Consider the following 23,339-nt stretch of genomic DNA (forward strand, 5'->3'; position numbering starts at 1 on the left):
CTCAGCCGATGCGGGCGAGCAGCCTGTTGCCGAGCGCGACGGCCACGGCGTCCTCCATCAGTCCCGCCACCACGTTGGGGATGCCCCACTCCCGCGTCGCCAGTTGCCGCAGCTTGTAGAAGGCGAAGGACGAGGCCACGGCCGCCGCCGCGCCGAGCAGGGCCCGGCCCACGGAGAGCTTCCGGTGCGGAGCGGCCACGGCGGCACCGGCCAGTGCGCCAGAAAGGACCCGGCCCACCAGGGCCGGCGGCGAGATGCGCGAGGGGATCCACGGCGTCTTGTCGGCGGCCAGCTCGCTGAGGGCGAGCGCGGTCAGCACGCGCGAGGTCCGCTTCGACGCGAGTGCGTGCACACGCCCCTTGGGCGCATCCACGGGCTGCTGCAGGAGTTGATGGCTGAGGAGCGCGGGGGCGCTGAAGGTCCGCATCCCGGCCAGCACTCCGAAGCCCACGGTGTTGAGCAGCGCGTCGCGTCTCATGTGTTCCGTCTCCCGCTCGACGCCGCCAAGCCGGCGGCCCAAGCCCTTCTGCGAGTAGAACTGCACGGGCGTCCCATCCACTTCGAGGTGCGTGTGCACCAGCGCCTCGGCATCGGGGTGGTGCTCCAGGTGGCCGGTGCGCAGCAGCTCGCGCAGCCGGGCGTGGGCCAGGTGGTGCCAGGCGCGCTGGTAGCGCCGCCCCATCAGCGCGAAACCCAGCCGGCTCCACCAGTTGGGGAACTGGCCCTCGCGCCAGGAGGCCTTGATGTGGAAGCGCAGCTCGCCCGTGCGGTGGTCCTTGATGAGGAGGAACCACTCCCGCCCGGCCTCGATGTGCCCCCGCAGGGTGTCGATGCGGAAGCCGTAGACGGTGCGCTCTCCCTCCTGCTCGGAGCGGAGGGCGCCGATGCGCACCGGGCAGAGGTAGTGCAGGCCCATGGACTTGAGCTCGAGCAGGACCGGGCGTCCCTGCAGCGGCACGGCGGCGTCGAAGTGCCCGTACACGACGCGCGGGTCGGAGAAGCCGTAGTAGGTGACGGCATGCTTCAGCTTGGCGAACGCGTCCTCTCCGGAGGGCGGGCCCGGACGGCCTCGGGCGATGACGGCCTGCGACTCCACCTGGTTCCAGCCGTTGTCGAGCGTCATCTCCTCCTCGGCCGCCTCGAAGTTGAGGGGGCGGGTGGAGGCCTCGTCGAGCCGCGCCAGCACCTCGTCCGCCGACCAGCCCCGCAGCCAGCGCCACTCGACGTGCGTCATGTCTCGTCTCCGCGAGCGAGGAAGGTGGGGCCCTGGACGTCGTCCGCGCTCTCGTGCTCCTCCTCCATCACGGTGCTCTCCGCGTGGAGGAAGCCGATGATGCCCTCGCCCACGGTGAGGGCCACGGCGTTCACGAAATCGGTCCAGGTGTTGGTCTGCATGGCCTCGCCGCCGGTGCGGAACCCCAGGTACTTCACCCGCGAGCCGGAACGGGCCCGGCTGCGGATGTGGAAGATGACGTCGCCCCGCTCGTTGCGGTAGGCGCCAAAGGTGATGCGGCCCGCCTCGGGGTGCCCGGGCAGGGTGGCCAGCGTGAGGCTCTGGCGATCCCGGTGGATGATGCGTACGCGGAAGCTCCCCGCCCCGCGGATGCGCACCCGCAGCTCGTCTCCTGGCTCCAGCGGCCCCTCCCGTTCGGCCTCGGGCTCGAAGACGACCAGCTCCCTCGGCGCGAACTCCGCGAAGCGCGAGGCCACCAGTTCCGTCACTTCCGCGGGCGAGCACCCGCAGCGGTCGATGATGGCCCAGTAGTCGCGCTGCAGCAGCGGACCGGTGCCCTCCGCGGCCGGGAGCAACCCGTCACACAAGCCATCGCCTGCCACTGTGCCTGCTTCCCCCATCTCGCCTCCTCCGCTGGACGTCCTCAATATGGTGCACGGCGCAACGGTGTGCGCACGCGGCGAGGGGGACGTTCCCCCTCCGAGGACAGGAGGGCGTCATGCAGCAGGACATCAATCCGGCGAGCGAGCGGTCGGAGCGGGACTACCGGGCCGCGACGGTCATGCGGGCCGAGCACACCGAGGGCTCGTTTACCCGGCTGCTCGAGCAGCAGACCGCGAAGATCCCCTCGGACTTCTTCCTCTTCGCCAGCCTGTGCGCGATGGCCTTCGCCCTGGGGGCGGAGCTGACGCAGCGCACCCGTGCCAGCCGCTTCGTGGGCATGTGGGTGGGACCGCTGCTCATCATGGGCGTCTACAACAAGATGGTGAAGACGTTCGGCGCGCGCTGAGCCGCGGCGTTCAGCCGGCGAGGCTCTCCAGGGGCGGGCCGAGGTGGACCCGGATGCGCTCGGCGGCGTGGGACTGTCCCGCGCCGTCCAGGCACTTCGCCGTCCACCTGGCCGCCTCGGGCAGGGAGTGGGTGATGAAGTACGGCATGGGGGGCGGGGAGAAGTGGAGCACGAGGCTCGCGGCCAGTTTCATCACGGGCGAGGTGATGACGGCGGCGCAGCCCAGGACCTGCGTGCGAATCAGCGCGTGGTGTTCCCGCGCGAACTGCACCAGCTTCTGGCGATGCTCGCCCGTCATCATCCGCACCTGACGGGTATCGAGGATGAGCAGGCACTTCTCTTCCCGCCGCAGGTGAATGAGCAGCTGGGCGAAGTGCTCCTCCTGCTGCTGGAGCGTGGGCAGCCCCACGAATCCCGCCACCAGCAAGGGCCAGAGTGAGTCGTCGAGGCTGATGAAGTCCGTTGAGCCCAATGCCGCCACCGGAGAGAGAGGCCCGCCCGTGGGCCCGTGCCTCAATTACCAGGAGGCGGTTCTTCTCGAAAGCGGTGTGGGGTGGCCCGCGAACCGGTACATGCTCCCGGCGCGGACACATCCGGAGACACACATGCGCTATTTCGAGGACTTCCAGGTGGGCCAGGTGCACGAGCTCGGCTCGCACGAGGTGACGCGCGAGGAGATCCTCGCGTTCGCCCAGCAGTACGATCCCCAGCCCTTCCACCTGGACGAGGAGGCGGGCCGCCGCTCCATCTTCGGCGGCATCATCGCGAGCGGCTGGCAGACCGCCGCCATCTGCCACCGGCTGTTGGTGCGCTCGGTGCTGGAAGACTCCGCCAGCATGGGCTCGCCGGGCGTGGACGAGCTGCGCTGGCTGCGTCCGGTGCGGCCCGGGGACACGATCTCGGCCCGCATCGAGGTGCTCGAGGTCACGCCCTCGCGCAGCAAGCCGGACCGAGGCACCGTCCGGACGCGCATGGAGGTGCGCAACCAGCAGGGCGAGGTGGTGATGACGGAGAGCGCCGCCGTGCTCTTCCGCCGCCGCCCCGCCTAGGCGCGTGTCGGAGCATCCCGCCGTATCGGAAGGATCCCTCGGCGTCCAAGGGCTCCTGTACACTGTCTTCCTCAATGGGTCCTGACCAGCCCTCGCCTGGCGCCGCGTGCCGCCACGAAGCAACGCCCTCCCCCCCGGAGTGCTTCCTGGCGGGAGGGTTGCGGGGCCTGCTCCTGGGGGTGCTGCTGCTGTGCCCGCTGGCGGCGGCGCAGACCCCTCCGGGCCGGCTGCCCTTCGTTCCGTATGGCGCGGAGGTGGGGCTGGGCCAGTGGAACATCCGCGCCATCGCCCAGGACTCCACCGGCTTGCTCTGGGTGGGGACGGATGATGGGCTCTACCGCCATGACGGGCATCGCTTCCAGCCGGTGCCGCTGCCACCGGGGGTCACCTCGGGCTTCGTGCTGCGGCTGGCCCCAGGGCGCGAGGGCGGCATGTGGTGCATGACGCATCGGGGCACCGCGCACTGGTACCAGGGGCGCTGGCGTGTGCTGGACGAGGCTCGCGAGATGGGAGCCCCCCTCGCCTCCCTGGTGACGGACACGGCGGGCACGGCCTGGGCCTCCTCCAAGGCCGGCCTCTTCCGCGAACGGGAGGCGGACCACTTCGAGCGCGTCTCCGACGCCCCCGGACAGTCCACCCAGGTGCTCTTCTCCACCCCCGAGGGCGAGCTGTACGCGCATGAAGGCCTGTTGCTGCACCAGCGGACCGCGCAGGGGCGCTGGCGGACCTTGAGTCAGGCCGAGGGGCTGCCGCCGCTGAGCTGGCTCCACGCCCTGCACCCGGACGGGAGCGGCCGGCTGTGGTTCGGAGGCCAGCAACAGCTCGTCGCCTACCACCCTCAGTCGCGGCGCGTGGAGGACTTCTCCGCGCTCGTGAGGGAGCGGTGGATCGCGGGCATCACCACCGACCCGAGCGGTACCACCTGGGTGGGCTCCACCCGGGGGCTGCTCATGGTGGAGCAGGGCCAGCCGCGAGACATGGCGGGCCTGCCTTGGACTCCCCTCCAGAGCCTCTTCGTGGACCGGGAGGGCTCGCTCTGGGTGGGCTCGCGGGGGCTGTACCGGCTGGCGGGCCGCGGGCTCTGGCGGCACTACGGGGCCGAGGAGGGGCTGGGCCAGCGCACGGTCTGGTCCCTGGTGCGCGACAGCGCCGGCACGCTCTGGGCGGCCACCCGACAGGGGCTGGCACGCGCCACCGAGGCCGGCTTCCACGTGGAGCCCGAGGTGCCCTCCATTTCGCTGATGGCCGTGCAGCCGATGGCCGATGGGCGGCTGTGGCTGGCGGGCGTGGCCTCCGAGGTGTTCCGCTATGAGCCGCGCACCCGGAGGCTGGAGCGCTTCGCCCTGGAGGGGGCCTCGCGCGACGCCGCCATCTTCGACCTGGCCCTGGACGCGCAGGGCCGGCTGTGGGTGGGCTCCAGTGAGGGGCTCTTCGTCGGCGAGGCCTCGGCGGTGGCGCCCCGGTTCACCCACCCGCCCCTGGGGCCGCCGCACGAGGGGCGCTGGCCGGTGGACGATCTGCTGGTGGACAGCCAGCAGCGGCTGTGGGCCACGGGGATCATGGGGCTGGTGCAGGTGCGGCTCGAGCGCGGCGAGGTGCGCCACCTGGGGACGGCCGAGGGCCTGCGCGCCGGCCAGGTGTTGTTGGTGATGGAGCGGCGCAATGGCGAGCTGTGCGTGGCCTACCGCATGGGCTCGGGCCTGAGCTGCTTCCGTTATGACGGGGAGCGCACCTCCGGGTGGACGCACCTGGACCGCGACTCCGGCCTCTCCAGCAACACCCTGTACCAGCTGGGCGAGGACGCGGCGGGCCGGCTGTGGGCGGGCTCTGGCAAGGGGATGGACCTCATCGAGGGAGGCCGGGTGGTGGAGCACTTCACGAGCGCGGACGGGCTGCCGGGGGACGACTGCAACGCACGGGCGTTCCTGGCCGAGCCGAACGGGGACGTGTGGGTGGGCGCCAACGCCGGCCTGGGGCGCTTCCTGGGGGCGCGCTACAGGGGCCCTCCGCCTCCCCCTCCCATGCTGCTCACGTCCGCCACCGCGGGGGGCGTGGACCTGCTGCGGGCGCCGCGGCCGCTGGAGCTGCCCTACCAGCACGGCACGCTCGAGTTCGATGTGGCCCCCATGGGCTTTCTGCACCCCGGGAGCGTGGAGCGGCAGGTGCGGCTGGTGGGGGTGGACGAGGCGTTCCGCCCCGAGCCGGAGCAGGGGCGGCTGCGCTACGTGGGCCTGCCTCCCGGCCCCTACGAGCTGCTCGCGCGCGCCCGCTACCCCCATGGGGAGTATGGGCCCGTGACGCGGTTCGCCTTCGCCGTGCGGCCCGCCTGGTGGCAGACGTGGTGGGCGCGCCTGGGGGCGGTGCTGGCGCTGGTGGGGGCGCTGGCGCTGGTGGGGCGCGTGCGCCAGATGGCGCTGCGGCGGCGCAACGCCCAGCTCGAGCACCTGGTGGCCGAGCGCACCGAGGCGCTCGCGCGGGCCCAGGCGCGCGTGGTGGAGCTGGAGCGCGAGTCCACCGAGCAGCGCATGGCGGGGGGCTTCGCCCACGAGATGCGCAACGCCCTGGCGGGCGCCCGGCTGATGCTCTCGCGCGTGCTGGGCTCGGGCGCCGCCGACTCCACCCTGTGCGAGGACAACAGCCAGAGGCTCCAGGAGCTGTACCTGGAGGTGCGCGAGCGGCTGACGCCGGAGGAGCGCCTCCGGGTGGCCACGCTGCTCAAGCAGCTCAACGACAACGAGGCGCTGCTGGACACGGCGGTGCGCGGCACGGTGGCGCAGGTGGACCGGGGACTGGCCATCACCCGGCTGCTGCTGGAGTACTCCCGGCTGGGCCGGGAGAGCCCCGGCCGGGAGCCCGTGCCCCTGGCGGCCCTGGCGCGCTCCATCCTCGCCGAGATGCAGGAGGATCTGCGCGCCCATGCGATACGCACCGAGCTGGCCGTGCCGGAGCAGGCGGTGCTCACCGGGCGGGAGGAGCACTTCTACTCGGTGCTCAAGAACCTGGTGTCCAACGCCAGGGACGCGCTGGTGGACACGGCGGGCGAGCGCGCGCGGTCCATCCGCATCTCCGCCGTGGAGCAGGGCGAGCACCTGCGGCTGGAGGTGGAGGACACGGGCCCGGGCATCGCGCCAGAGAACCTGGAGCGCATCTTCGAGCCCTTCTTCTCCACCAAGCCGGAGACGGGGGTGGGGCTGGGGCTGGGCGTGGTGCGCAAGCTGGTGCTGCTCTACGGGGGCACGGTGCAGGTGCACAGTCAGGAGGGGCAGGGCACGCGCTTCGTCCTCACCCTGCCGCGAGGCGGCGCCCGGTCGTAGGGGGGGACGTGGCGTCTGGTGTGACGCTTTCCGTGACGGCCGCACCCCATGAGTCCGGGCATGAACGCCCCCATGCAGATGAAGCGCTTCGCATCGAAGACCGCCGTCTCCCTCCTGCTCGCGCTTGGCGCGTGCGGGGCCCCCGAGGGTGAGAAGCCCGAGGAGCCGTTGGGGAGCGCCGCGCAGGCGTTGACCGCGCGCGGCTGGGATCCCTTCATGAACATTCCCAACGCGTGGACGAAGAGCCCCGAGCAGCACCGCTTCTGCCAGGGCGGCGGTTGCTCCAGCACCCTGGGCTACGCGGTCGCCAGCAGCAGCGAAAGCACCTGTGCCGTGCGAGGCGTGGGCTACGACACCTACGGGACCGGTGGCTTGTGCCCCAACTGGTTCAACTGGGAGTGGGATGCGTCCGCCGGCCGCTGGAAGGCCCACATCATCTCCGTTCCGGTCTCGGGCCAGAACGGGTACCAGTACGTGGGGCTCGAGCAGTACATCAACAACCCCAGGAGCTTCCCCGCCTGGGATTTCTCCAACACCCACCACTGGCCCTACGTCTCCTGGGTGCACTCCGTGCATCTCCAGGTGCGCGCCCGCTACTGCAACCAGAACTCCAATGCGCGCATGCCGTATTACTTCGCCTGGGTCGTACCCTCCAATCCCAGCCTCGATGGCCAGGTGTCCATCGATCTGCTGACGTACGTGGGCGCGCCGCCCGCCCTGGGCATGCCGGATCCCGGCCCCTCGCAGACCGAGGCGTACCTGGCCACCCGCGCGGGTGTGACTGTCATCAAGGAGGAGATGAAGCGCACCTTCGAGGTCAACGGCGCCTCCTGGGGGGTGAAGCCCAACAATTACAGCTCGTCGCAGCTGTGGTGCTACAACTCCATCAACGACGCGCCCTGGCTCGACTTCTCCATCAACATCCCCGCTGTCATCAGCCGCCTCCAGCAGGAGGGCCGCCTGCCCACTCCGCTGCCCGCGGACATGCGGTACTCGGGCGGCATCATCGGCGGCATCGAGTTCTGGGGGCCCGTCGGTGGCTGGGCCGAGGTGGAGCTGCGCGACCACGAAATCTGGACCTACTGAGCGCCGCGTCACACACGTGGATGAGTGAAAAAATATGTGTGACGTTCCGTGAGACGAACTCTGTAACGCACGTGTCCGATACAGGAAACACCTCGTCGCCAGACGGGACGAGGCCCCCCCTGAATAGGAACGAGAACATGTTCATCAACCTGAAGCAGAGCCTGATGCTGGTGGCCGTTGCGACGATGCTGGGAAGCACGACGGCTTCGGCGGACTACATGCTGAGGAATCGCAACAGCGGCCTGTGCGCCACCGTGACCGGGCAGGATACCCCCATCCGGCAGTACGCCTGCAACAGCGCGAGGACGGACCAGCGCTTCGACATCACCGGCTACGTGGCCGCCAGCAATTCCCACCGCATCAAGAGCAAGCTCCCGGGCGACCTCTGCCTGAGCATCGAGCAGGCCAGCTACTACCGGGGATACAAGGCCATCACCTGGCCGTGCCAGTATGATGTGTCCAACTCCACCACCAGCAATCAGCTCCACCAACTGGTCCCCCTGGCTGACGGCTTCTACAAGATCGCGCCGACTCATCAGATCTTCATCGGGCAGGACTACGCCATCGACGTCGACTTCGCCGGCACCACCGAGGCGCTGTCTCTCATCCAGTGGCCGTGGCATGGGGGCCCGAGCCAGCAGTGGGCCCTGGTGTACGTCCCGTAATGACGCACCGGACCTGCTCCTGCCGCCGTGCGCCGGAACTTGATGCGTCGGCAGGAGCAGGCGGCAAGTCAGGGGCCGTGTGGACTCTCGCTTACGAGCGTCACACCGACCGTCACACAACGCCCTGACGCTCGTCGCTGGCGCTCCCCTGCAGGGTGTGGCGCTCATGAAACGATTTCCGGGAGTTCCGGGAGAAGCCCCATTAGACTGTGCCTCAATGACCGCTGTGAGGCTTCACCTGCTGGGTCTTCCCCGGGTAGAGCGCGACGGCGCCCCCGTTGCCCTCGTCCGCCACAAGGCCCTCGCGCTGCTGACCTACGTGGCGCTGACGCGCCGGCGCCAGGAGCGCGCCCTGCTCGCGGGGCTGCTGTGGCCCGAGCACGAGCCGGCCCGGGCCCGCGCCTCGCTGCGCACCGCGCTGTGGGAGCTCGCCCAGGCGCTGGGAACCGAGGTGCTGGAGGTGGAGCGCGACACGGTGGCCCTGCCGGTGGGCGCCGCGGCCTGGGTGGACGTGCACCGCTTCGAGCAGCTGCGCGCGGCCTGCTCGCCCCGGGCGGAGGGAGGGCCGGAGGAGGGGCTGGAGGAGCTCGCCGAGGCCGCCACCCTCTACCGCGGCGAGCTGCTGCAGGGGGTGCGCATCAAGGGGTGCGAGGACTTCGAGGCCTGGCGGCAGGCCCAGTCCGAGCATCTGCGCGGTGGGCTGGGAGACGTGCTGCGCCGGCTCGCCGAGGCGCACGCCGCGAGAGGCCACTTCGCGCGGGCCCTGCCCTTCGCCAGGCGGCTGGCGGCGCATGAGCCCTTCGATGAACAGGCCCATGCGCTCGTCATGCGCCTGCTGGCCTGGAGCGGACAGCGCGCCGAGGCACTGCGCCAGTACGAGCGGCTGTGCGCCACGCTCGCCGAGGAGCTGGGGGTGCGCCCCGGAGAGGAGTGCCGGCGCCTCCACTCGGAGCTGAGCCAGGGCCGTACACCCCCCGCGCCCGTGGCCCGGGAGCGGAGTGAGCCCGTGGCCCCGCCTCCCCCCTCCGCTGTCTCGCGAGGAATGGAGGCCCACGCGGGCCCGCCTTCCCTCGCCCTGCGCCTGCTCGGCCCGCTGGAGCTCCGGCTGAAAGGGACCCCGGTGGAGGGGGTGCCTCACAAGGTGGTGGCGCTGCTGGCGTACCTGGCCCTCACGCGCCGCCGCCACACCCGCGAGGCCCTCGCGCTCCTGCTCTGGCCCGAGACCGAGACTCCCCAGCGGATGGACTCGCTGCGCGGCGCCCTGTCGCAGCTCCACCTCTCCCTGGGCGAGCACTGGCTGGACGTGGACGACGCCAGCGTGGAGCTCGCCGCCCGTGAAGCCGTTGAGGTGGACGTGGAGCGCTTCGAGCTGCTCACCCGCGCCTCCAGCGCCTCCCCGCGGGAGCTCGCCGAGGCCGTGGCCCTCTGGCGCGGCGACTTCCTCCAGGGCTTCGAGCTGGAGCTGGACGGATGCCCCACCTTCCTCGAGTGGCACGCCGCCCAGGCCGAGCACCTGCACACCCGGCTCGTCCACGCCCTGCGGCAGCTCATCGCCCGCCACCTCCAGGCCGAGCAGCCTCGCGAGGCCCTGCCGTACGCCCTGCGCCTGGTGGACGTGGAGCCGCTGGACGAGCAGGCCCACTGTCACCTCATGCGCTTGTATGAAGCGTGCGGCCAGCACGAGCAGGCCCTCGCGCAGTACGAGGCCTGTGCCACGCTGCTCGCCTCCGAGCTTGGTGTGCACCCCCAGCAGGAGACGCAGGAGCTGGCCGCCCTGCTGCGCTCCGGCCTCGGCCCGCCCAGGCCCCCAGGCCCCTCGCGCGCCTCGCCGCTGCCCGCCCCGCTGGCCTCCTTCGTCGGCCGAGAGGCCGAGCTGGCCGCCCTCGCCCAGCGCCTGGAGGACCCGCACTGCCGCCTGCTCACCCTCACGGGCCCCGGCGGGGTGGGCAAGTCCGTCCTCGCCCTGGAGGCCGCTCGCCGTCAGGCGCCTCGCTTCAAGGACGGCGCCTGGCTGGTGCCGCTTTCGGGCGTCACCTCGGCCGAGCTGCTGGGGCCGGCCATCGCCGAGGCGCTCGGGCTTCAGGCCGCCAGTGGCGGAGACACCCTCGGCCAGCTCCTCGAGCACCTGCGCGAGCGCCACCTGCTGCTGGTACTCGACGGCATGGAGCACCTGCTCGGGGCGGCGCCGCTGCTGGTGGAGCTGGCCGAGCGCGCCCCCGGACTCGAGCTGCTCGTCACCTCGCAGGAGCGGCTGGGGGTGCGGGGCGAGTGGGAGCTGGTGCTCGAGGGCCTGCCGTGCGTGGAGGGCGCCGCGCCCGGTGAGCCCGGCCGGGCCGCGCTGGAGCTCTTCGTCCGGATCGCCACCCGGGTGAATGCCGGCTTCCGTCTGGAGCCCGCGCAGGAGCCCACCGTGGTGCGCCTGTGCCGGCGGCTGGAGGGGCTGCCCCTGGCGCTCGAGCTGGCGGCCGCCTGGGTGCGCCACCTGGGGGTGGAGGAGATCGCCGCGGAGGTGGAGCGGGACCTGGACTTCCTGGCCGGCGCGCGCGCGGGCCCCGAGCGCCACCGCAGCCTGCGCGCCGTCTTCCTCCACGCCTGGGAGCGGCTCTCCCCCCAGGAGCAGGGGGTGTTGGGGCGGCTGAGCGTCTTCCGCGGTGGGGCCTCGCGGGCGGCGGCGCTGGAGGTGGCGCAGGCCTCGCTGCCGCTGCTCTCCTCGCTGGCGGCGCGCTTCCTCGTGCGGCGCACGCCCACGCGGCGCTACGTGCTGCACGAGTTGCTGCGCCGCTATGCCGGAGAGGCCCTGCGGGCGGCCCCCGAGGAGGAGCGGCGCGCCCAGGAGCGGCACGCCGAGCACTACAGCGCGCTGCTGGAGCGGCTGGGTGGGGAGCTGCACGGCAGGGGGCGGGGCGAGGCGCTCGCGGCGCTGGCGGTGGAGCTGGAGAACGCGCGCGCGGCGCTGGCCTGGGCGGCCCAGGCGGGCCGGCTGGAGCTGGTGGACCGGGCGCTGGAGGGCCTGTGCACCGCGGAGGAGCAGTTGGGCCACTTTCAACAGGCCGAGGCGTTGCTGGCGGAGCTGGCCGGGAGGGTGCGGCCCGAGGGCGGCGGCCCCGAGGAGCGCTTCCTCCGGGGGCGGCTGCTCGTGTGGCGGGGGCGCTTCGCCCTGGAGTCGGCGGGGCACGCCCGGGCGGCGGCCCTCTTGGAGGAGGGCCTGCGCCTGGTGCGCGAGCGGGGCGCGAGTCCGGCGCTGGGGGCGGCGCTCGTCACCGCGGGACGGCTGGCGCTGGCGCAGGGGCTGCTGGGCACCGCGCGCTGGAGCCTGCGCACCAGCCTGGCCCTGGCGCGGGCACGGGGGGAGGCACGCGGGGCGGCGGTGGCCCGCCGCCACCTGGCGGAGGTGCTCTTCCTCTCCGGGGAGCCTCGCCAGGCCCGCCACCTGCTCTCGCGCGGCCTGGTGGCCTTCCGCCGCCTGGGCGAGGAGCGGGAGCTGGCCGCCTGCCTGGGGCGGCTGGGGGGGGTGCTCGCCTTCGAGGGCCGGTGGGAGGACGCCGAGGGGGCCCTGCGCGAGGGGTTGGCGGTGTTGGAGCAGCCAGGCGGAGGCAGCGTGCCCCCACGGGCCGAGCTGGGCCGGGTGCTCACCGCGCAGGGGCGGCTGGAGGAGGCGGCGGCGTGCTTCGAGTCCTGTCTGCGGGCGGGGCGGGAGACGGGGCACCCGGGCACGCTGGTGGCGGCGCTGTGCGGCCAGGGCACGGTGTCCCTGCTGCGCGGCGAGGCCGAGCGGGCCCGGGGCTGTTTCGCCGAGGCGTGGGCGGTATGCGAGCGGCTCAATGAGCGGCGGGGGCTGGCCGAGGCCCGGCTGGGACTGGGGCGGGTGGCCCTGGCGCGCGGCGAGCCGGCGGCGGCTCGGGCGCACCTGGACGGGGCGCTGCGCACCGCCATGGAGGTGGGCGCGGTACCGCTGGTGTTGGAGGTGCTGGTGGCCCTGGCGGAGCTGTCCCCGCGGCCCGAGCCGCTGCCCCAGCTCGAGCAGGCCCTGCGCTCCATTCACTCCCACCCCCTGGCCAGCGCGGTCACCCGGCAGCGCGTCCTGCAACGGCTCGGGGCGGACCGCGCGCCTGGCCCGCCCGGCGGGTCCCCCGAGTTGCCCATGCTCGTCTCGCAGGTGCTGGGGGCGTTGGCGGGATGATGCGATGCGCCGAGCCACGGTGGCTTGCGTGTACCGGATGAGGACGTTAAGTCACGAGTTGCTCACGGCCCTCGTGAGGGGCGCCCCTGGAGAGCAATCTTGGCTTTCGACGACTTCGATGCGCTGCTACGGCAGGATGTAGCACGCGAGACGCCGGCCGCCTCCGAGTTGCCCCGCGTCGTCATCATCGACGATGATCCGGGCATCCGCCGCTCGCTGGCGCTGCTGCTCTCCGGCAGCTACCAGGTGCGGCTGTTCGCCTCGGCCCTGGAGGGCGTGGCCGCGGTGGATGACGAGGTGTGCGCCGTCATCCTCGACATCAAGATGAAGGGGCATGACGGCTTCTGGGCCTGCAATGAGATACGCAAGAGCCAGCCGGACATGCCCGTCATCTTCTACTCCGCCTACCAGGACGTGAAGGACCCGTACGAGGTCATCAACGAGCACCGCCCGTTCGGCTACCTCTCCAAGGACAGCGGCGTGCGGCGGCTGTTGGACACGCTGGAGACGGCGGTACGGCTGCGCACGCTGGCCATCGAGAACCGCAAGCAGCTCGAGGCCCTCAAGAGCCAGCTCCCCCCGCGGCGCGGCTGAGCCAGGCCGGGACATCGCGGGGAGCGCCATGGCCCACCCTGGTTCAGTGGCTCAAACGAGGGCCCATGGCCCGCCCGTGAGGGTCGTCCGGAGGGTCCCCGGCCGCTTCCCTCGGCGTCCACGGCAGCTCCAGGGTGAACGTCGCGCCCTGGCCGGGCCCCTCGCTCTGGGCCCGCAGGCTGCCTCCCATCGACTGGGCCAGCAGCGCGCAGCTGTGCAGCCCGAAGCCGTGGCCGTCCTTCCTGGCGGTGAAGCCATACTGGAAGATGCGCAGCATGTTCTCCGCGGGGATGCCGATGCCGTTGTCACTCACCCGCACCTGGAGGCTCTGGCCCAGGTCCCGGATGCGCACCTCCAGGCGCCGCTGGGGCGGGGTGGCGGCCATCAGGGCATGCTGGGCGTTGCTGATGAGATTGACGAGGATCTGCAGCAGCTTGTGCCGGTCGGCGCGCAACACCGGCACCCGGCCGTAGTCGCGCACCACCTCGATGAAGAGCGACTGCCTCAACTGGATGCGCAGGGCGTCCTCGGCGGTGTCGCACACGTCGACGTCCTCGAGCAGCTGCATCGGCCGTGAGGCCAGCGACTGTTGCACGCTGATGATGCTGTGGATGTGGTCCAGATTCTTGCGGAGCTCCTCCAGCTCCCGCTGCTGACTCGCATGCTCCTCGGACAACACCTCGGCCACCGAGCCGAGGTAGGCCGGCAGCAGCTTGCCCTTGGGATCCTCGGAGAGGTAGCGGGAGAGCTCCTGCTGGTGGGCCCCCAGCAGCGCCAGGGCCTTGGAGAGAGGCTGGACGCGCGACTGGCGGAGCCGATCCTCCATGAATTGGGTGGAGACCTTGACGCTGCAGAGCACGTTGCCCACGTTGTGCAGGACGGTGGTGGCGATCTCCTCGCGCCCGGCCACGCGCGCGGCCTCCAGGAGTTGGTGGTGGGCCTCGCGCAGCTCCCGGGTCCGCTCGCGCACCCGCTCTTCGAGCTCGTCATGCGCCTGGCGCAGGGCCTCCACGTGCCGCTGCTGCTCGACCCAGGCGGCCTGGAGCTGCCGGCCCATCTTCGCGAAGGACGCGGTCAGCTCGCCCAGCTCGTCGCGGCGCTCATACGAGGGCAGTGGCATCTCCCAGTGGCCCAGGCTGAGGGCACCCGCCGCCGTGGCGAGCTGGTGGATGGGGCCGACGAGGCCGCGGGTGAAGTACAGCGCCACCAGCAGGGCCAGCAGCAGCGAGCCGGCGGTGGTGGCGACGATGACGAGCTCTATCTCCCGCTCACTGGCGAGGATGGCGGACAGGGGCCGCTCGCAGAGCACGGTCCACTGGATGGTGCCCTGGCCCGCGGGGCGCACGCGCGCGAACGCCTGGAGGTAGCCCGGCCGCCCGGCGGTGTCGAGCAGCGTCCCCACTGGCCGGCCGAGGATCTCCTCCGCGTCCTCCGGCCGCTCACTTCTCAGCGAGATGCCGGTGCCTGGCCCGCTGCCGTGGAGCTGCCGGGGCTCGGGGCCGGCGAGGTAGTCCCCCGAGGCATCGACCAGGTACACGCGGTCGGTGGGCTCATCCGGCAGGAGCGGCCGCAGGAGGGGCTCGAGCGGCGCGGAGACCACCAGCACGCCGGCGACGCTCCCATCGAGCGCGAAGAGCAGCAAGGCATAGCGGAGGGAGGGCCGGGCGGGCGACGGCGGGGCTCCGTCCGAGGGGGGAGCCAGCTCGAGGGGGCTCAGATAGACGGGCGCCAGCCGGCCGGAGATGCCGGTGAGACTCATGGCGCCGGAGAAGAGCGCCTCGTGCGCGCGCGAGCGCAGCGCCTCCTTCGGCGCGGTATGGACGCGCTTGCCCTCGGCGGTGACGACCACCTGCTCCTGTCCGGTGCGATCCAGCACGCTGACGCCGTCATAGAGCCCCCCCGAGCGGCGCAGCAGGGTGTGGAAGAGCTCGAGCACGTCCTGGGAGGGAGGGGCGGGGGCGGTGGCGAGCGCCTTGGCGTAGCGTTGCAGGGACGGTGCCTGGCCCAGCAGGAGCACGTCGCTGATGGAGCGCAACAGGAGGGCCTCGACGGCGGTGGCCTTGGCCTCGGTGGCCTGGAGCAGCCGCGGGTGGCTGGCCTCGAGGCGCGCGGTGGAGGAGCGCTGGACGTTGTAGACGGAGGTGATGATCGCCGGGATGAGCAACACCACGGTGACGCTCGCCACCATGCGCAGGAAGAGCGGCGAGCGCAGCAGCGCGCGGCGCCGGGGCGAGGACGGAGGGGGCCCTTCGGGTGGGGGCGAAGCAGCAGGGCCCTGAGTCATCTCAGTGTCCCGGGACGCGGAGGGCGAACAGCGCTTCCGCCCGCTGTTGGGCCTGGGCGGCCGCCTGCTCGGGGGTGAGCCGGCCCAGGAGCATGTCGTGGTAGGTGGTGCCGAGGATTTCCGCGAGCTGCGGCCACTGCGGTACGGCGGGACGCATCCAGTCCTGGAGCTGGCCGGCCTGGGAGAGCTGATCCACGACGGAGAACACCGGGTAGCGGCGAACGAGCTCGGGGTCGCACAGCAGGCTCTTGCGCGGCATGCCGCCGTTGCCATACCGGGCCAGCACCTTCAGCACCTGTCGCGAGGTGAGCCAGGAGAGCATCCGCCAGGCCAGCTCCCCGCGGGGGCCGATGTTGGCGGGGATGCCCAGGCTCCAGGTGCCGATGGGCGTCACCGGCTCCACCCCGGAGGCATGCGGCGCCGCCGCGTAGCCGATCTTCCCGGCCACGGCCGAGGCGGGTGACTCCTCGACGAGGAAGGCACGGGCCCCCCACTCGTAGGTCATCGCCACCCCGCCCTGCGCGATGCGCCGTGGGCGCTGGTCCCATGCGGTGTTGACGACATCGGGCGGTGACACCTTCAACAGCTCGAGTGCGAAGCGGGCCGCGGCCACTCCCTGGGGCGTGTCCAGCGTGGGCCGGCCCGACCTGTCCAGCAGCGGCTGGCCGAAGGCGGCATAGAAGTGGGCCATCTGCTGGCCGAAGGCCTGGCCTCTCTGTCCGTTCCAGACGATGCCGTACTGCCCGGCCTCCGGCTTGTGGTAGTGCCGCGCCACCTGGAGGAGCTCCTCGGTGGTACGGGGCGGCCGCAGCCCGTCCGCCGCGAGCCGGTCCTTGCGGTACCACAGCAGCTCCGGGTGCGGCTGGATGGGCAGGCCAAGCTGGTGCCCGTGGTAGCGGCTCTGGGCATACGCGATGTCCAGGAAGTCCTCCGGCTCCACCAGTGTGCGCGAGCCGGCGATCAGCTCCTCCAGCGGCAGGAGCACGCCCAGCTCGCCGTACTCGCCCGCCCACACCACGTCGAAGCTGACCAGGTCGTACGCGCTCACCTTGTCCTGGGCGTTACGAAGGGTCAGCCGCCGCACGTCGTCGTAGCCGACCACCTCGAGCTCGAGCTTGCCCCCGGCGAGCTGCTCCAGCTCGGTGGAGGCCTCCTCCAGCGCCGACGCGAAGGGATCTCCGACGATCAGCAGCCGGACGGTCTCTCCACGCAGCACCGAATCGCCGGAGCCAGCGGGCACACCCGAGGCCTCCGGTGTGGAACGGGAGGAGAGAACAATCCCCGTGAGCACCAGAACGGCCACGATTCCCGTGGTCAGCAACATGAGCAGACGGCGAGGAGCGCGCGCGTGGGGGTGCATACCATTCGTGAGACGAGGGGGAACTGACTCTCACGGACCCTCATCACACCAGCGTCACAGGAACCGTCACAGACACCCAAACGCCACACGAAACGTCACACCGCCATGCCGACGCGGCTGAAATATCGCCCGCCGATGTCGCTGTAACGCTTTGTGTGACGCGCCCTGCGTAGAACAAGAAAAGCCTGATTCCCAGGCCAGCTCACGTTCCCTCCGCATGGAGAAGACCTGTATGTCACACCCCCACTCCCGTTCTACCCTGGCCCTGTTGGCGGCTTGCGCCCTGCTGATGTCCGCCTGTGGAGCCGAATCGCAGCAGGAAGGCCCCAGCGAGCCGCTCGGCGAGAGCCAGAAGGGCCTTGTGGATGGCCAGCAGGTGAAGATCCGGTGCGATTCTGGCAACTGCGCGAATGGTCAAGAGCGCTGCATGTATGTGGAGCCTACCACCCTGGCCAACGGCAACCCCGCGGTTTTCGTCGGGGCGTGCTTCATGACGGTGGGCAGAGACGCTCGGTACCACTGGACGACCTTTTACAATAGCGCGACCAATGCCTGGCGACTCCAGAACCATGCCACGTTTGGCTGCTTGCACGTAGATTACAGCACCCGTCGCCTTGTCACGGTTGCATGCAATAGCGCTCTGTTGGAGCAAAACTGGCAGTCCGTGCCAAGCCCCACGGCGGGTGTCACCTATCTCAAGAGCCTCGCCAATGTCAGTAGCTGCGCGCACCCGTACTTCAACAACATCGCGATCGGGACTCCCATGCATGACTGGCAGTGCGGCGCGGATCTTGTCCAGGACTGGAACATCGAGCCGCTCTTCTAGACAGCTCGGTGCGCTCGATGGACTCCACCCACCGGCGGGCATCCAACCCGCCCCGGGCGAAGTCCGACATCAGCTCGAACACCACATCCGAGAAACCTCTCACGTCCCATCCCCGGCCGCGCGTCCACCCATGACTCGTTGTCCGACACGTTGAGGCAGCCGGTGGCCGCGTACTGCGCCAGCGCGTGCCGGGGCGTGAAGGCATAGGCGGGGCGTGCCAGCCCGTCCGACAGCGGGGGCCGGAGCGGCCCCCCGGCGGGTCTATCCCCTGGAATAAGAAACGGGCCCACGGGATAGGCTTGGCCGGGAGAGGAGAAAGGGGCCGCTACTGGAGGGCGTCCTTGGGCACCAGGAGCACGACCTCCTTCGCGTCGCCGTAGATGATGGGGGCCATCGACTCGAAGTTGTGCGTCACCCGGCCGTTGTCCCGCACGATGCCCATGTCGTTGCCGTTGGAGCCACCGTCGTAGTCCCAGCCATGCCGCGTCTGGAAGATGAGGGCGCCGCTCGGAATCTGTCCCGCCTGCGCCATCCGCTCGTACGCGTCGGCGGAGATGACATGGGCGGTGACGTCGCCGAACGCCGGGCTGGAGATTCTGCGCGGCTCCGAGCCGGGCAGCGGGACCGACGTCCAGCCGCCCTCCCGCATCATCCGGACCATCGCGCCGCGCGGGTTGTTGGGGTCATCCGAGGTGCCGCCCGGGAAGTTCGGCACCCCGAGCTTGTCCATGTTCCCGATCGTCGTCGCCACGCACATGCCGTAGGGGCCGTTGTCCAGAGCGCCCGTCGCCAGCTTCTGGAGGAGCGGGTGGTTGGCGTTGACGGAGCCCTGTCCCGCTCCCACCTGGCCGGAGGCCGCCGCCTTCTCGAGCGTCTCCAGGGTCGTCCCGCCCACCTGTCCTTCCATGCCCGGCGGCACCTGGAGGCGGGACTTCTGGAAGGCCGCCACGGCGTCCGCCGTCCCCTTGCCGAACTTGCCGTCCGCCTCGATGCCGAGCAGCTTCTGGAGGTCCTTCACGCTGTCACCCTGCATGCCCTGCTTGAGCACGGCCTTGCCGTTGGACACGTCGGCCAGCGACGGCGCCGGGGTCCACGGGGTGGACGGCGCCTGGGTGGCCATGTCGAGCGCCGCCTTCGTCCTCGGCCCCACCACGCCGTCCGCGTCGAGGCCCTGGGCCTTCTGGAAGGCCTTCACCGCCGCCTCGGTCCTCGGACCGAAGGCGCCGTCGGTGCCGCCCGGCTCGAAGCCCGCCTGCTGGAGCTGCTTCTGCAACGACTCCACCGCGGGGCCCGTGGCACCGTTCTTCAGCGGCGTGCCGGAGGCCGGGGGCGAGCCCGCCGGCGCCGGCGAGGTGGGGCCGGTGGTGCCGCCCTTGCCCTCGCCCTGGAGCACCGACACGATGGCGTCCATGCGCCGCGTCTGGTCCCGGCGCAGCTCCACCGGATCATTGCCGAAACCGGGCGCGTCCAGCCGGCCGGAGGACGGGTCCACGTAGGACTGCACGCGGATGTCGATGATGTTCTCCGGCGTCACACCCTTGCGCGCCAGCGCGGGCAGCTGATCCAGGAAGCCACCGCGGAGGTTGGCGGCGGCCTCGGACTGGGTGAAGGTGTCGAAGTAGGCGGCGGCCAGCAGCGGATGGTTGGGGTCCAGGCCCGCGTTGCGCGCGGCGGCCTCGTAGGTGGGCTGCTGGGCGCGGAACTTGGCCAGCTGGGCCTGATCCGCCTGCTCCGGAGTGGCGGCTCCGTGCTGGTAGGAGAAGGTTCCCTTGTTCAGCCTGCCGTTCCCCGGGTCCGTGTGGCCGTCGTAGGCGCCGGTGGTGTTGCCGTTGACGTCGAGGTTGCCCTCGGCATGACCGATGGCCCGGGAGAGGAGGGAGCGGGGGCTGGCGAGCTCCTGGTCCAGGTCAACGGTGGCCCCAGCACCGGAGGTGGGGCGGCTGACGGCGGCCTTCTCCAGCGTCTGCAGGGTGGTGGCACCCACCTGCCCCTCCAGGCCGGGCGGCACCTTGAGGCCCGCGGACTTCTGGAAGGACTCCACGGCCGCGCGCGTCCCCTCGCCGAACTTCCCGTCCTGCTGCGCCGCGGGCAGGCCGAGCATGCGCTGCAGCTCCATCACACTGTCGCCCGCCATGCCCTGTCGCAGGGTGACGAGCCCGCCGCCCTTGCTCACGCTGTCCAGGGTGGGGGCCAACGTCCACTGCCGCTGCGCGGCGGCTGGCGTCTGGAGCGCCTCGGCGGGCGTGGGGATGAAGGCATCGGTGTTGTGCGCCTGCTGCACCGCGGAGGGAGCCGCTCCGGTGGAGGGGGGCGCCTCGGTGGTGGGGGGGAGAGGCGCCGTGGGGGCGGCAGGTGCCTTCGGTGGCAGGATGGGGGTGCGGATCGAGTCGTATGTCTTCATGGCGGGTGATGTCCTTTCTCGAATGACTTGTCGGAGGGTCATGTGAAGATTTGCGTTTCGCGGGACTGCCTTCTCGCAATTCCTCTCAGGCTCACGGACACCATCACACGCGCGTCACAGGAATCGTCAAAGACGGCCCCGTTCACCCAACCCCGCCGGAAAAAGCAGGCGGGTCCTTCCCCGGAGTGCGCCAGAACGTCTTCGGCCCGTGCCCGCTGCTCCAGGCCCCTGGACCCGAGACGCCTCTCGAGCGCCTCTCTGGCCCCATGCGCTCCTCTCTCACGGGGGCCATGGACCTGCACGAGCGTGTGCTGGCGGAGCCCGGCAAGCGCGAGGCCCTGGCGCGGGCCGAGCGGGAGGAACTCTTCACGCTGCCTTTCCTCTTCCGAAGGGAGAGGGGAAATGGCCGCGGGTGTCCGGGATCAGGTCTTGAATCTGGGCTCCAAAGTGGACTCGCCCACGAGCGTGTCGACCAGTGAGGCGCGCCGTGGCTCTGGCACTCCGGCGAAGGCCTCCTCCACCGGCGTGAAGCCGCGCAGGGCCTCCAGCAGGGGCGCCAGCCACGCCTCCACCGCGAGGCTCCTGCCCGTGCGCAGGTTTGCCACGTACCAGGCCTCTCCCGGTACTCCCTCGAGCGACGCCGGGAGCCGCACCACCGCGCAGTCCTGCTCCAGCCGGACGCGCGAGGGGCGGGGAGGCTCCGGTGGTGGCGCGCCTCCGGGCATCTCGGGGGCCTCCACCTGGGGAGGCGGCGCGGGCACGGGCTCCCTCGATGGCGGAATGTGGAGATAGGCACCCGCGACTCGCCCCGGACTCGAGAGCCTGTGCCGATGGAGCCGGCCGTCCAGGGACTCGAGCACCTCGGGGAGCCGTGCGGGTGGCACCGTGCCCGGTGCCTCGAAGCGCCGGGTCCGCGCGAGATCGTGGTCCGCGGGAGGATCTCCCCAGTCGAGGTACCAGCCCCTGTAGTCCCTTGGCGTGCGTCCCGCCCCCGCCTGGAACGGATGGACGCCCGCTACCCAATCGAAGAGCGGCTCCGCCTCGAGCCTTCGAAGCGTTTCCTCCAACACCGCCTCATCCACGCGAGGTGCTCCCACCCACCACTCCGCGACGACTCGCACGCCCGCCTCACGCAGACGCTGGAGATGGGCGTCCAGGGCGCCCCGGGGTCCCAGGGAGTGCCCCCATCCATCCAGGTCCCTCACGTGCCCCTCGCCGAGGGTGCAGAAGCCCACGATCGCCACGCGGCAACCGCTCTCCACGAGCGCCTCGGGAGCGTAGAGCGACATGAACCCGACGTGGCCCGCCCAGGGTGCTCCTCCCGTGAACGCCCGGACGTCCGCCGCGAAGGCCTCCCCGAGGATCTGCCCCGGGCGGCGTCCGGGTGCGCCGCGCGGGTAGGGGCCTTCACGCTCCAGCGACATGAAGTCCATCTGAGGCCCCTCTGAGGGCGGCGGCGGAGCGTGCACCTCCAGTCCCATCCAGGCGGGGAGCCAGACGAGGGACTCCGGTCCGGGCTCGGCCTCCAGTGGCACCACCCGCCAGCGCAGGGGTGAGACGTCCTCGGGGAACGAGGCCCGGTGGAACGCGGACATCCGGCTCAGCACCTTGCGGTGCGCCGTCGCGAAGGGGCCGGCGAGCTCCAGGGCCACCGTCGCCGGACACACCCGTGCCAGCCACACTGCCGCTGGAAGCTGCGAGGCGCCTTCCAGCCACAGCCGCACCCGCTCCGCCTGGACGATGCGCTCGGAGGCGAGGGCCAGCTCTTCCGTATAGGGCGCGGGACGTCCCGCGACGCGCAGCACGTCCGCGCTCCGCTCCGTGGTGCCGCCCTCGAGCTCCAGTCCGTCGAGCTCGAGCCGGACTCCAGAGGGCGGACCCGACAGCGCCTTCAGCACCGCTCCCCATGCCCGCAGGCTCGCGTGTGCGTCCCCACTCCCGCGTTCCAGGAGGGCCTGCGCGGCCCGCAGCAGGAGCAGCTCCCGCATCGTCTGGGCCGTGGCGGGGCCGTCTTCCCGTGCTTCGGCCTCCCGTGCGAGGGCCTCGGGTGCGAGGACGCGGCGGAAGAAGTCGCGCGCCACGTCCACCACTTCCCAGCCCTCGGGCCCGTCCGGCGCGAGCGTCAGATCCCGGTGCGGAGGCAGGACGAGCAACTTCATGAGCGCCTCTCCAGCTCCCTGCTCCTCGGCACCATGCGCTCCTCTCTTTCTCTCAGGCCATGCGACGATGCCATTTGGGTTGGACATGTCAGCCCCGAATGTTACTGGGAGTCCATGTCTACCGCGATTTCCACGATTTCTAGTTCTTTGGCACAGCTCGGGCAATTCAGTGCCCCGCTCGCGGAGGTGCTGCCTCGCCTGCGCACGGCCGGACGGGTGGGGCTCCACGCGAGTGGACTGATGACCGGCTGGGCCAGCGCGCTGCCCCTCGATGGCGTGGATCTCTCCTTCTTCAAGAAGAGCTTCACGGGGGCCATGGACCTGCACGAGCGTGTGCTGGCGGAGCCCGGCAAGCGCGAGGCCCTGGCGCGGGCCGAGCGGGAGGATCTCTTCACGCTGCCTTTGTTCCTCGGGGCCATCCTCTCGGACATCGGGCGCGTGCGTTACAAGCAGCGCAACGGGCTGCAGGCCCTGCCGGTGGAGCCGGAGGACTCGTTCCCCTACCCGGACTACTACCTCACCGACTTCCACAACCAGGCCAACGGGGGCCTGTCGCTGCGCGCGGCGCTGACGTACGAGTGGCAGATCCGCTTCCTCTTCATGGGCGCCAACCGGCTCATGCGCCAGGGCGTCATCGACGAGATTCCCGAGGGCAGCCACCTGGACATCCTCGACGTGGCGTGTGGCCCGGCGACGTGGATGGGCCAGGCGTGGCTGCAGAACCGGCGGCACCGGTACACGGGGATCGATCTCTCTCCGGCCTACCTGGAGGCGGCCCGGCTGTTGCGCCGCAAGGCCACGCTCCTGCAGATGAACGCCGAGCAGCTGCTGCCGGAGTGGACGGAGCGCTTCGATCTGCTCACCTGCATCTGGCTGTTCCACGAGCTGCCGCTGCCGGCCATCGAGCGCGTCACGGCGGAGATGGCGCGGGTGCTCGAGCCGGGGGGGACGCTGCTCTTCATGGATGCCATCCAGCAGGCGGAGGAGACCCCCGGGGAGCTGGGCCCCTTCGAGCACTTCGAGGCGTATTTCAACGAGCCCTACTTCCAGGACTACACGCGGTTGGAGCTGCCGGAGCTCTTCGCGCGCCACGGGCTGCGGGTGGTGAAGACGGAGCGCTGGTACATGTCGAAGCTGCTGGTGCTGCGCAAGGAGGGGTAGGGCGAGCGCGCGGGGTG

General features: G+C 71.3%; 16 protein-coding genes. 9 read left to right on the forward strand and 7 right to left on the reverse strand.

The genetic code is table 11. The annotated features are described in order from the left end of the window. Position 1 precedes the first annotated feature (1 nt). A complete protein-coding gene (locus NR798_RS16030; RefSeq protein ID WP_375772339.1) occupies positions 2–1,234 on the reverse strand; it encodes a DUF1990 family protein in 1,233 nt (410 codons plus the stop codon). Beyond that, positions 1,231–1,836: a DUF1990 family protein gene (locus NR798_RS16035; protein ID WP_375772340.1), complete on the reverse strand. Its 606-nt coding sequence runs from the start codon at positions 1,834–1,836 to the stop codon at positions 1,231–1,233. Before NR798_RS16035 ends, NR798_RS16030 begins: the two co-directional genes overlap by 4 nt. Before the next feature lie 116 nt (positions 1,837–1,952). Here NR798_RS16035 and NR798_RS16040 point away from each other — a divergent pair, with 116 nt between their 5' ends. Beyond that, complete coding sequence (locus NR798_RS16040; RefSeq protein WP_375772341.1) at positions 1,953–2,243, forward strand: hypothetical protein; 291 nt, start codon at positions 1,953–1,955, stop codon at positions 2,241–2,243. Between the two features lie 10 nt (positions 2,244–2,253). Here the strand turns inward: NR798_RS16040 and NR798_RS16045 are convergent, their stop codons facing one another. Then, entirely contained in the window at positions 2,254–2,715 is a 462-nt protein-coding gene (locus NR798_RS16045; RefSeq protein ID WP_375772342.1) for a hypothetical protein, read from the reverse strand. A gap of 133 nt (positions 2,716–2,848) precedes the next feature. On the opposite strand from NR798_RS16045, the gene NR798_RS16050 reads away from it, so the two are divergent. The 6 genes from NR798_RS16050 to NR798_RS16075 all read left to right on the forward strand — a co-directional run bounded on the left by NR798_RS16050 (position 2,849) and on the right by NR798_RS16075 (position 13,131). Next, entirely contained in the window at positions 2,849–3,292 is a 444-nt protein-coding gene (locus NR798_RS16050; protein WP_375772343.1) for a MaoC family dehydratase, read from the forward strand. Positions 3,293–3,450: 158 nt separating this feature from the next. After that, entirely contained in the window at positions 3,451–6,606 is a 3,156-nt protein-coding gene (locus NR798_RS16055) for an ATP-binding protein (RefSeq protein ID WP_375772344.1), read from the forward strand. 60 nt (positions 6,607–6,666) lie between these two features. Continuing rightward, a complete protein-coding gene (locus tag NR798_RS16060) occupies positions 6,667–7,692 on the forward strand; it encodes a hypothetical protein (RefSeq protein ID WP_375772345.1) in 1,026 nt (341 codons plus the stop codon). 137 nt (positions 7,693–7,829) lie between these two features. Continuing rightward, a complete protein-coding gene (locus tag NR798_RS16065) occupies positions 7,830–8,357 on the forward strand; it encodes an RICIN domain-containing protein (RefSeq protein WP_375772346.1) in 528 nt (175 codons plus the stop codon). Positions 8,358–8,574: 217 nt separating this feature from the next. Further along, positions 8,575–12,537 (forward strand): BTAD domain-containing putative transcriptional regulator, encoded by a 3,963-nt coding sequence (locus NR798_RS16070; protein WP_375772347.1) that lies wholly within the window; start codon positions 8,575–8,577, stop codon positions 12,535–12,537. Positions 12,538–12,636: 99 nt separating this feature from the next. Next, a complete protein-coding gene (locus NR798_RS16075; protein ID WP_329727680.1) occupies positions 12,637–13,131 on the forward strand; it encodes a response regulator in 495 nt (164 codons plus the stop codon). A gap of 43 nt (positions 13,132–13,174) precedes the next feature. Here the strand turns inward: NR798_RS16075 and NR798_RS16080 are convergent, their stop codons facing one another. Both NR798_RS16080 and NR798_RS16085 read right to left on the reverse strand, forming a co-directional pair. Next, a complete protein-coding gene (locus NR798_RS16080; protein WP_375772348.1) occupies positions 13,175–15,415 on the reverse strand; it encodes an ATP-binding protein in 2,241 nt (746 codons plus the stop codon). A gap of 1 nt (position 15,416) precedes the next feature. Then, positions 15,417–16,655, reverse strand: a complete 1,239-nt coding sequence (locus NR798_RS16085; RefSeq protein WP_375772349.1) for an extracellular solute-binding protein — start codon at positions 16,653–16,655, stop codon at positions 15,417–15,419. Between the two features lie 352 nt (positions 16,656–17,007). On the opposite strand from NR798_RS16085, the gene NR798_RS16090 reads away from it, so the two are divergent. Then, on the forward strand, positions 17,008–17,601 hold the full coding sequence (locus NR798_RS16090) for a hypothetical protein (protein ID WP_375772350.1): 594 nt from the start codon (positions 17,008–17,010) through the stop codon (positions 17,599–17,601). A 325-nt stretch (positions 17,602–17,926) separates the two neighbouring features. On the opposite strand, the gene NR798_RS16095 is transcribed toward NR798_RS16090, so the two are convergent. Both NR798_RS16095 and NR798_RS16100 read right to left on the reverse strand, forming a co-directional pair. After that, complete coding sequence (locus NR798_RS16095) at positions 17,927–20,002, reverse strand: peptidoglycan-binding protein (protein WP_375772351.1); 2,076 nt, start codon at positions 20,000–20,002, stop codon at positions 17,927–17,929. A 422-nt stretch (positions 20,003–20,424) separates the two neighbouring features. Continuing rightward, entirely contained in the window at positions 20,425–22,161 is a 1,737-nt protein-coding gene (locus tag NR798_RS16100; RefSeq protein ID WP_375772352.1) for a hypothetical protein, read from the reverse strand. 147 nt (positions 22,162–22,308) lie between these two features. Between NR798_RS16100 and NR798_RS16105 the strand changes: the two genes are divergently transcribed. Next, the gene (locus NR798_RS16105) at positions 22,309–23,322 is read left to right on the forward strand and encodes a methyltransferase domain-containing protein (protein WP_375772353.1); all 1,014 of its coding nucleotides are present in this window, start codon (positions 22,309–22,311) and stop codon (positions 23,320–23,322) included. Positions 23,323–23,339: the final 17 nt, after the last annotated feature.

This window comes from Archangium gephyra (assembly GCF_042230915.1).
GTDB classification, from domain to species: domain Bacteria; phylum Myxococcota; class Myxococcia; order Myxococcales; family Myxococcaceae; genus Archangium; species Archangium gephyra_B.

What these genes read in the sequence shown, in the direction of transcription:
- NR798_RS16090 (WP_375772350.1), top strand. Translation starts at nt 17,008, where the DNA reads ATGTCACACCCCCACTCCCGTTCTACCCTGGCCCTGTTGGCGGCTTGC.
- NR798_RS16030 (WP_375772339.1), bottom strand. Translation starts at nt 1,234, where the DNA reads ATGACGCACGTCGAGTGGCGCTGGCTGCGGGGCTGGTCGGCGGACGAG.
- NR798_RS16080 (WP_375772348.1), bottom strand. Translation starts at nt 15,415, where the DNA reads ATGACTCAGGGCCCTGCTGCTTCGCCCCCACCCGAAGGGCCCCCTCCG.
- NR798_RS16095 (WP_375772351.1), bottom strand. Translation starts at nt 20,002, where the DNA reads ATGAAGACATACGACTCGATCCGCACCCCCATCCTGCCACCGAAGGCA.
- NR798_RS16040 (WP_375772341.1), top strand. Translation starts at nt 1,953, where the DNA reads ATGCAGCAGGACATCAATCCGGCGAGCGAGCGGTCGGAGCGGGACTAC.
- NR798_RS16070 (WP_375772347.1), top strand. Translation starts at nt 8,575, where the DNA reads ATGACCGCTGTGAGGCTTCACCTGCTGGGTCTTCCCCGGGTAGAGCGC.
- NR798_RS16100 (WP_375772352.1), bottom strand. Translation starts at nt 22,161, where the DNA reads ATGAAGTTGCTCGTCCTGCCTCCGCACCGGGATCTGACGCTCGCGCCG.
- NR798_RS16050 (WP_375772343.1), top strand. Translation starts at nt 2,849, where the DNA reads ATGCGCTATTTCGAGGACTTCCAGGTGGGCCAGGTGCACGAGCTCGGC.
- NR798_RS16060 (WP_375772345.1), top strand. Translation starts at nt 6,667, where the DNA reads ATGAACGCCCCCATGCAGATGAAGCGCTTCGCATCGAAGACCGCCGTC.
- NR798_RS16065 (WP_375772346.1), top strand. Translation starts at nt 7,830, where the DNA reads ATGTTCATCAACCTGAAGCAGAGCCTGATGCTGGTGGCCGTTGCGACG.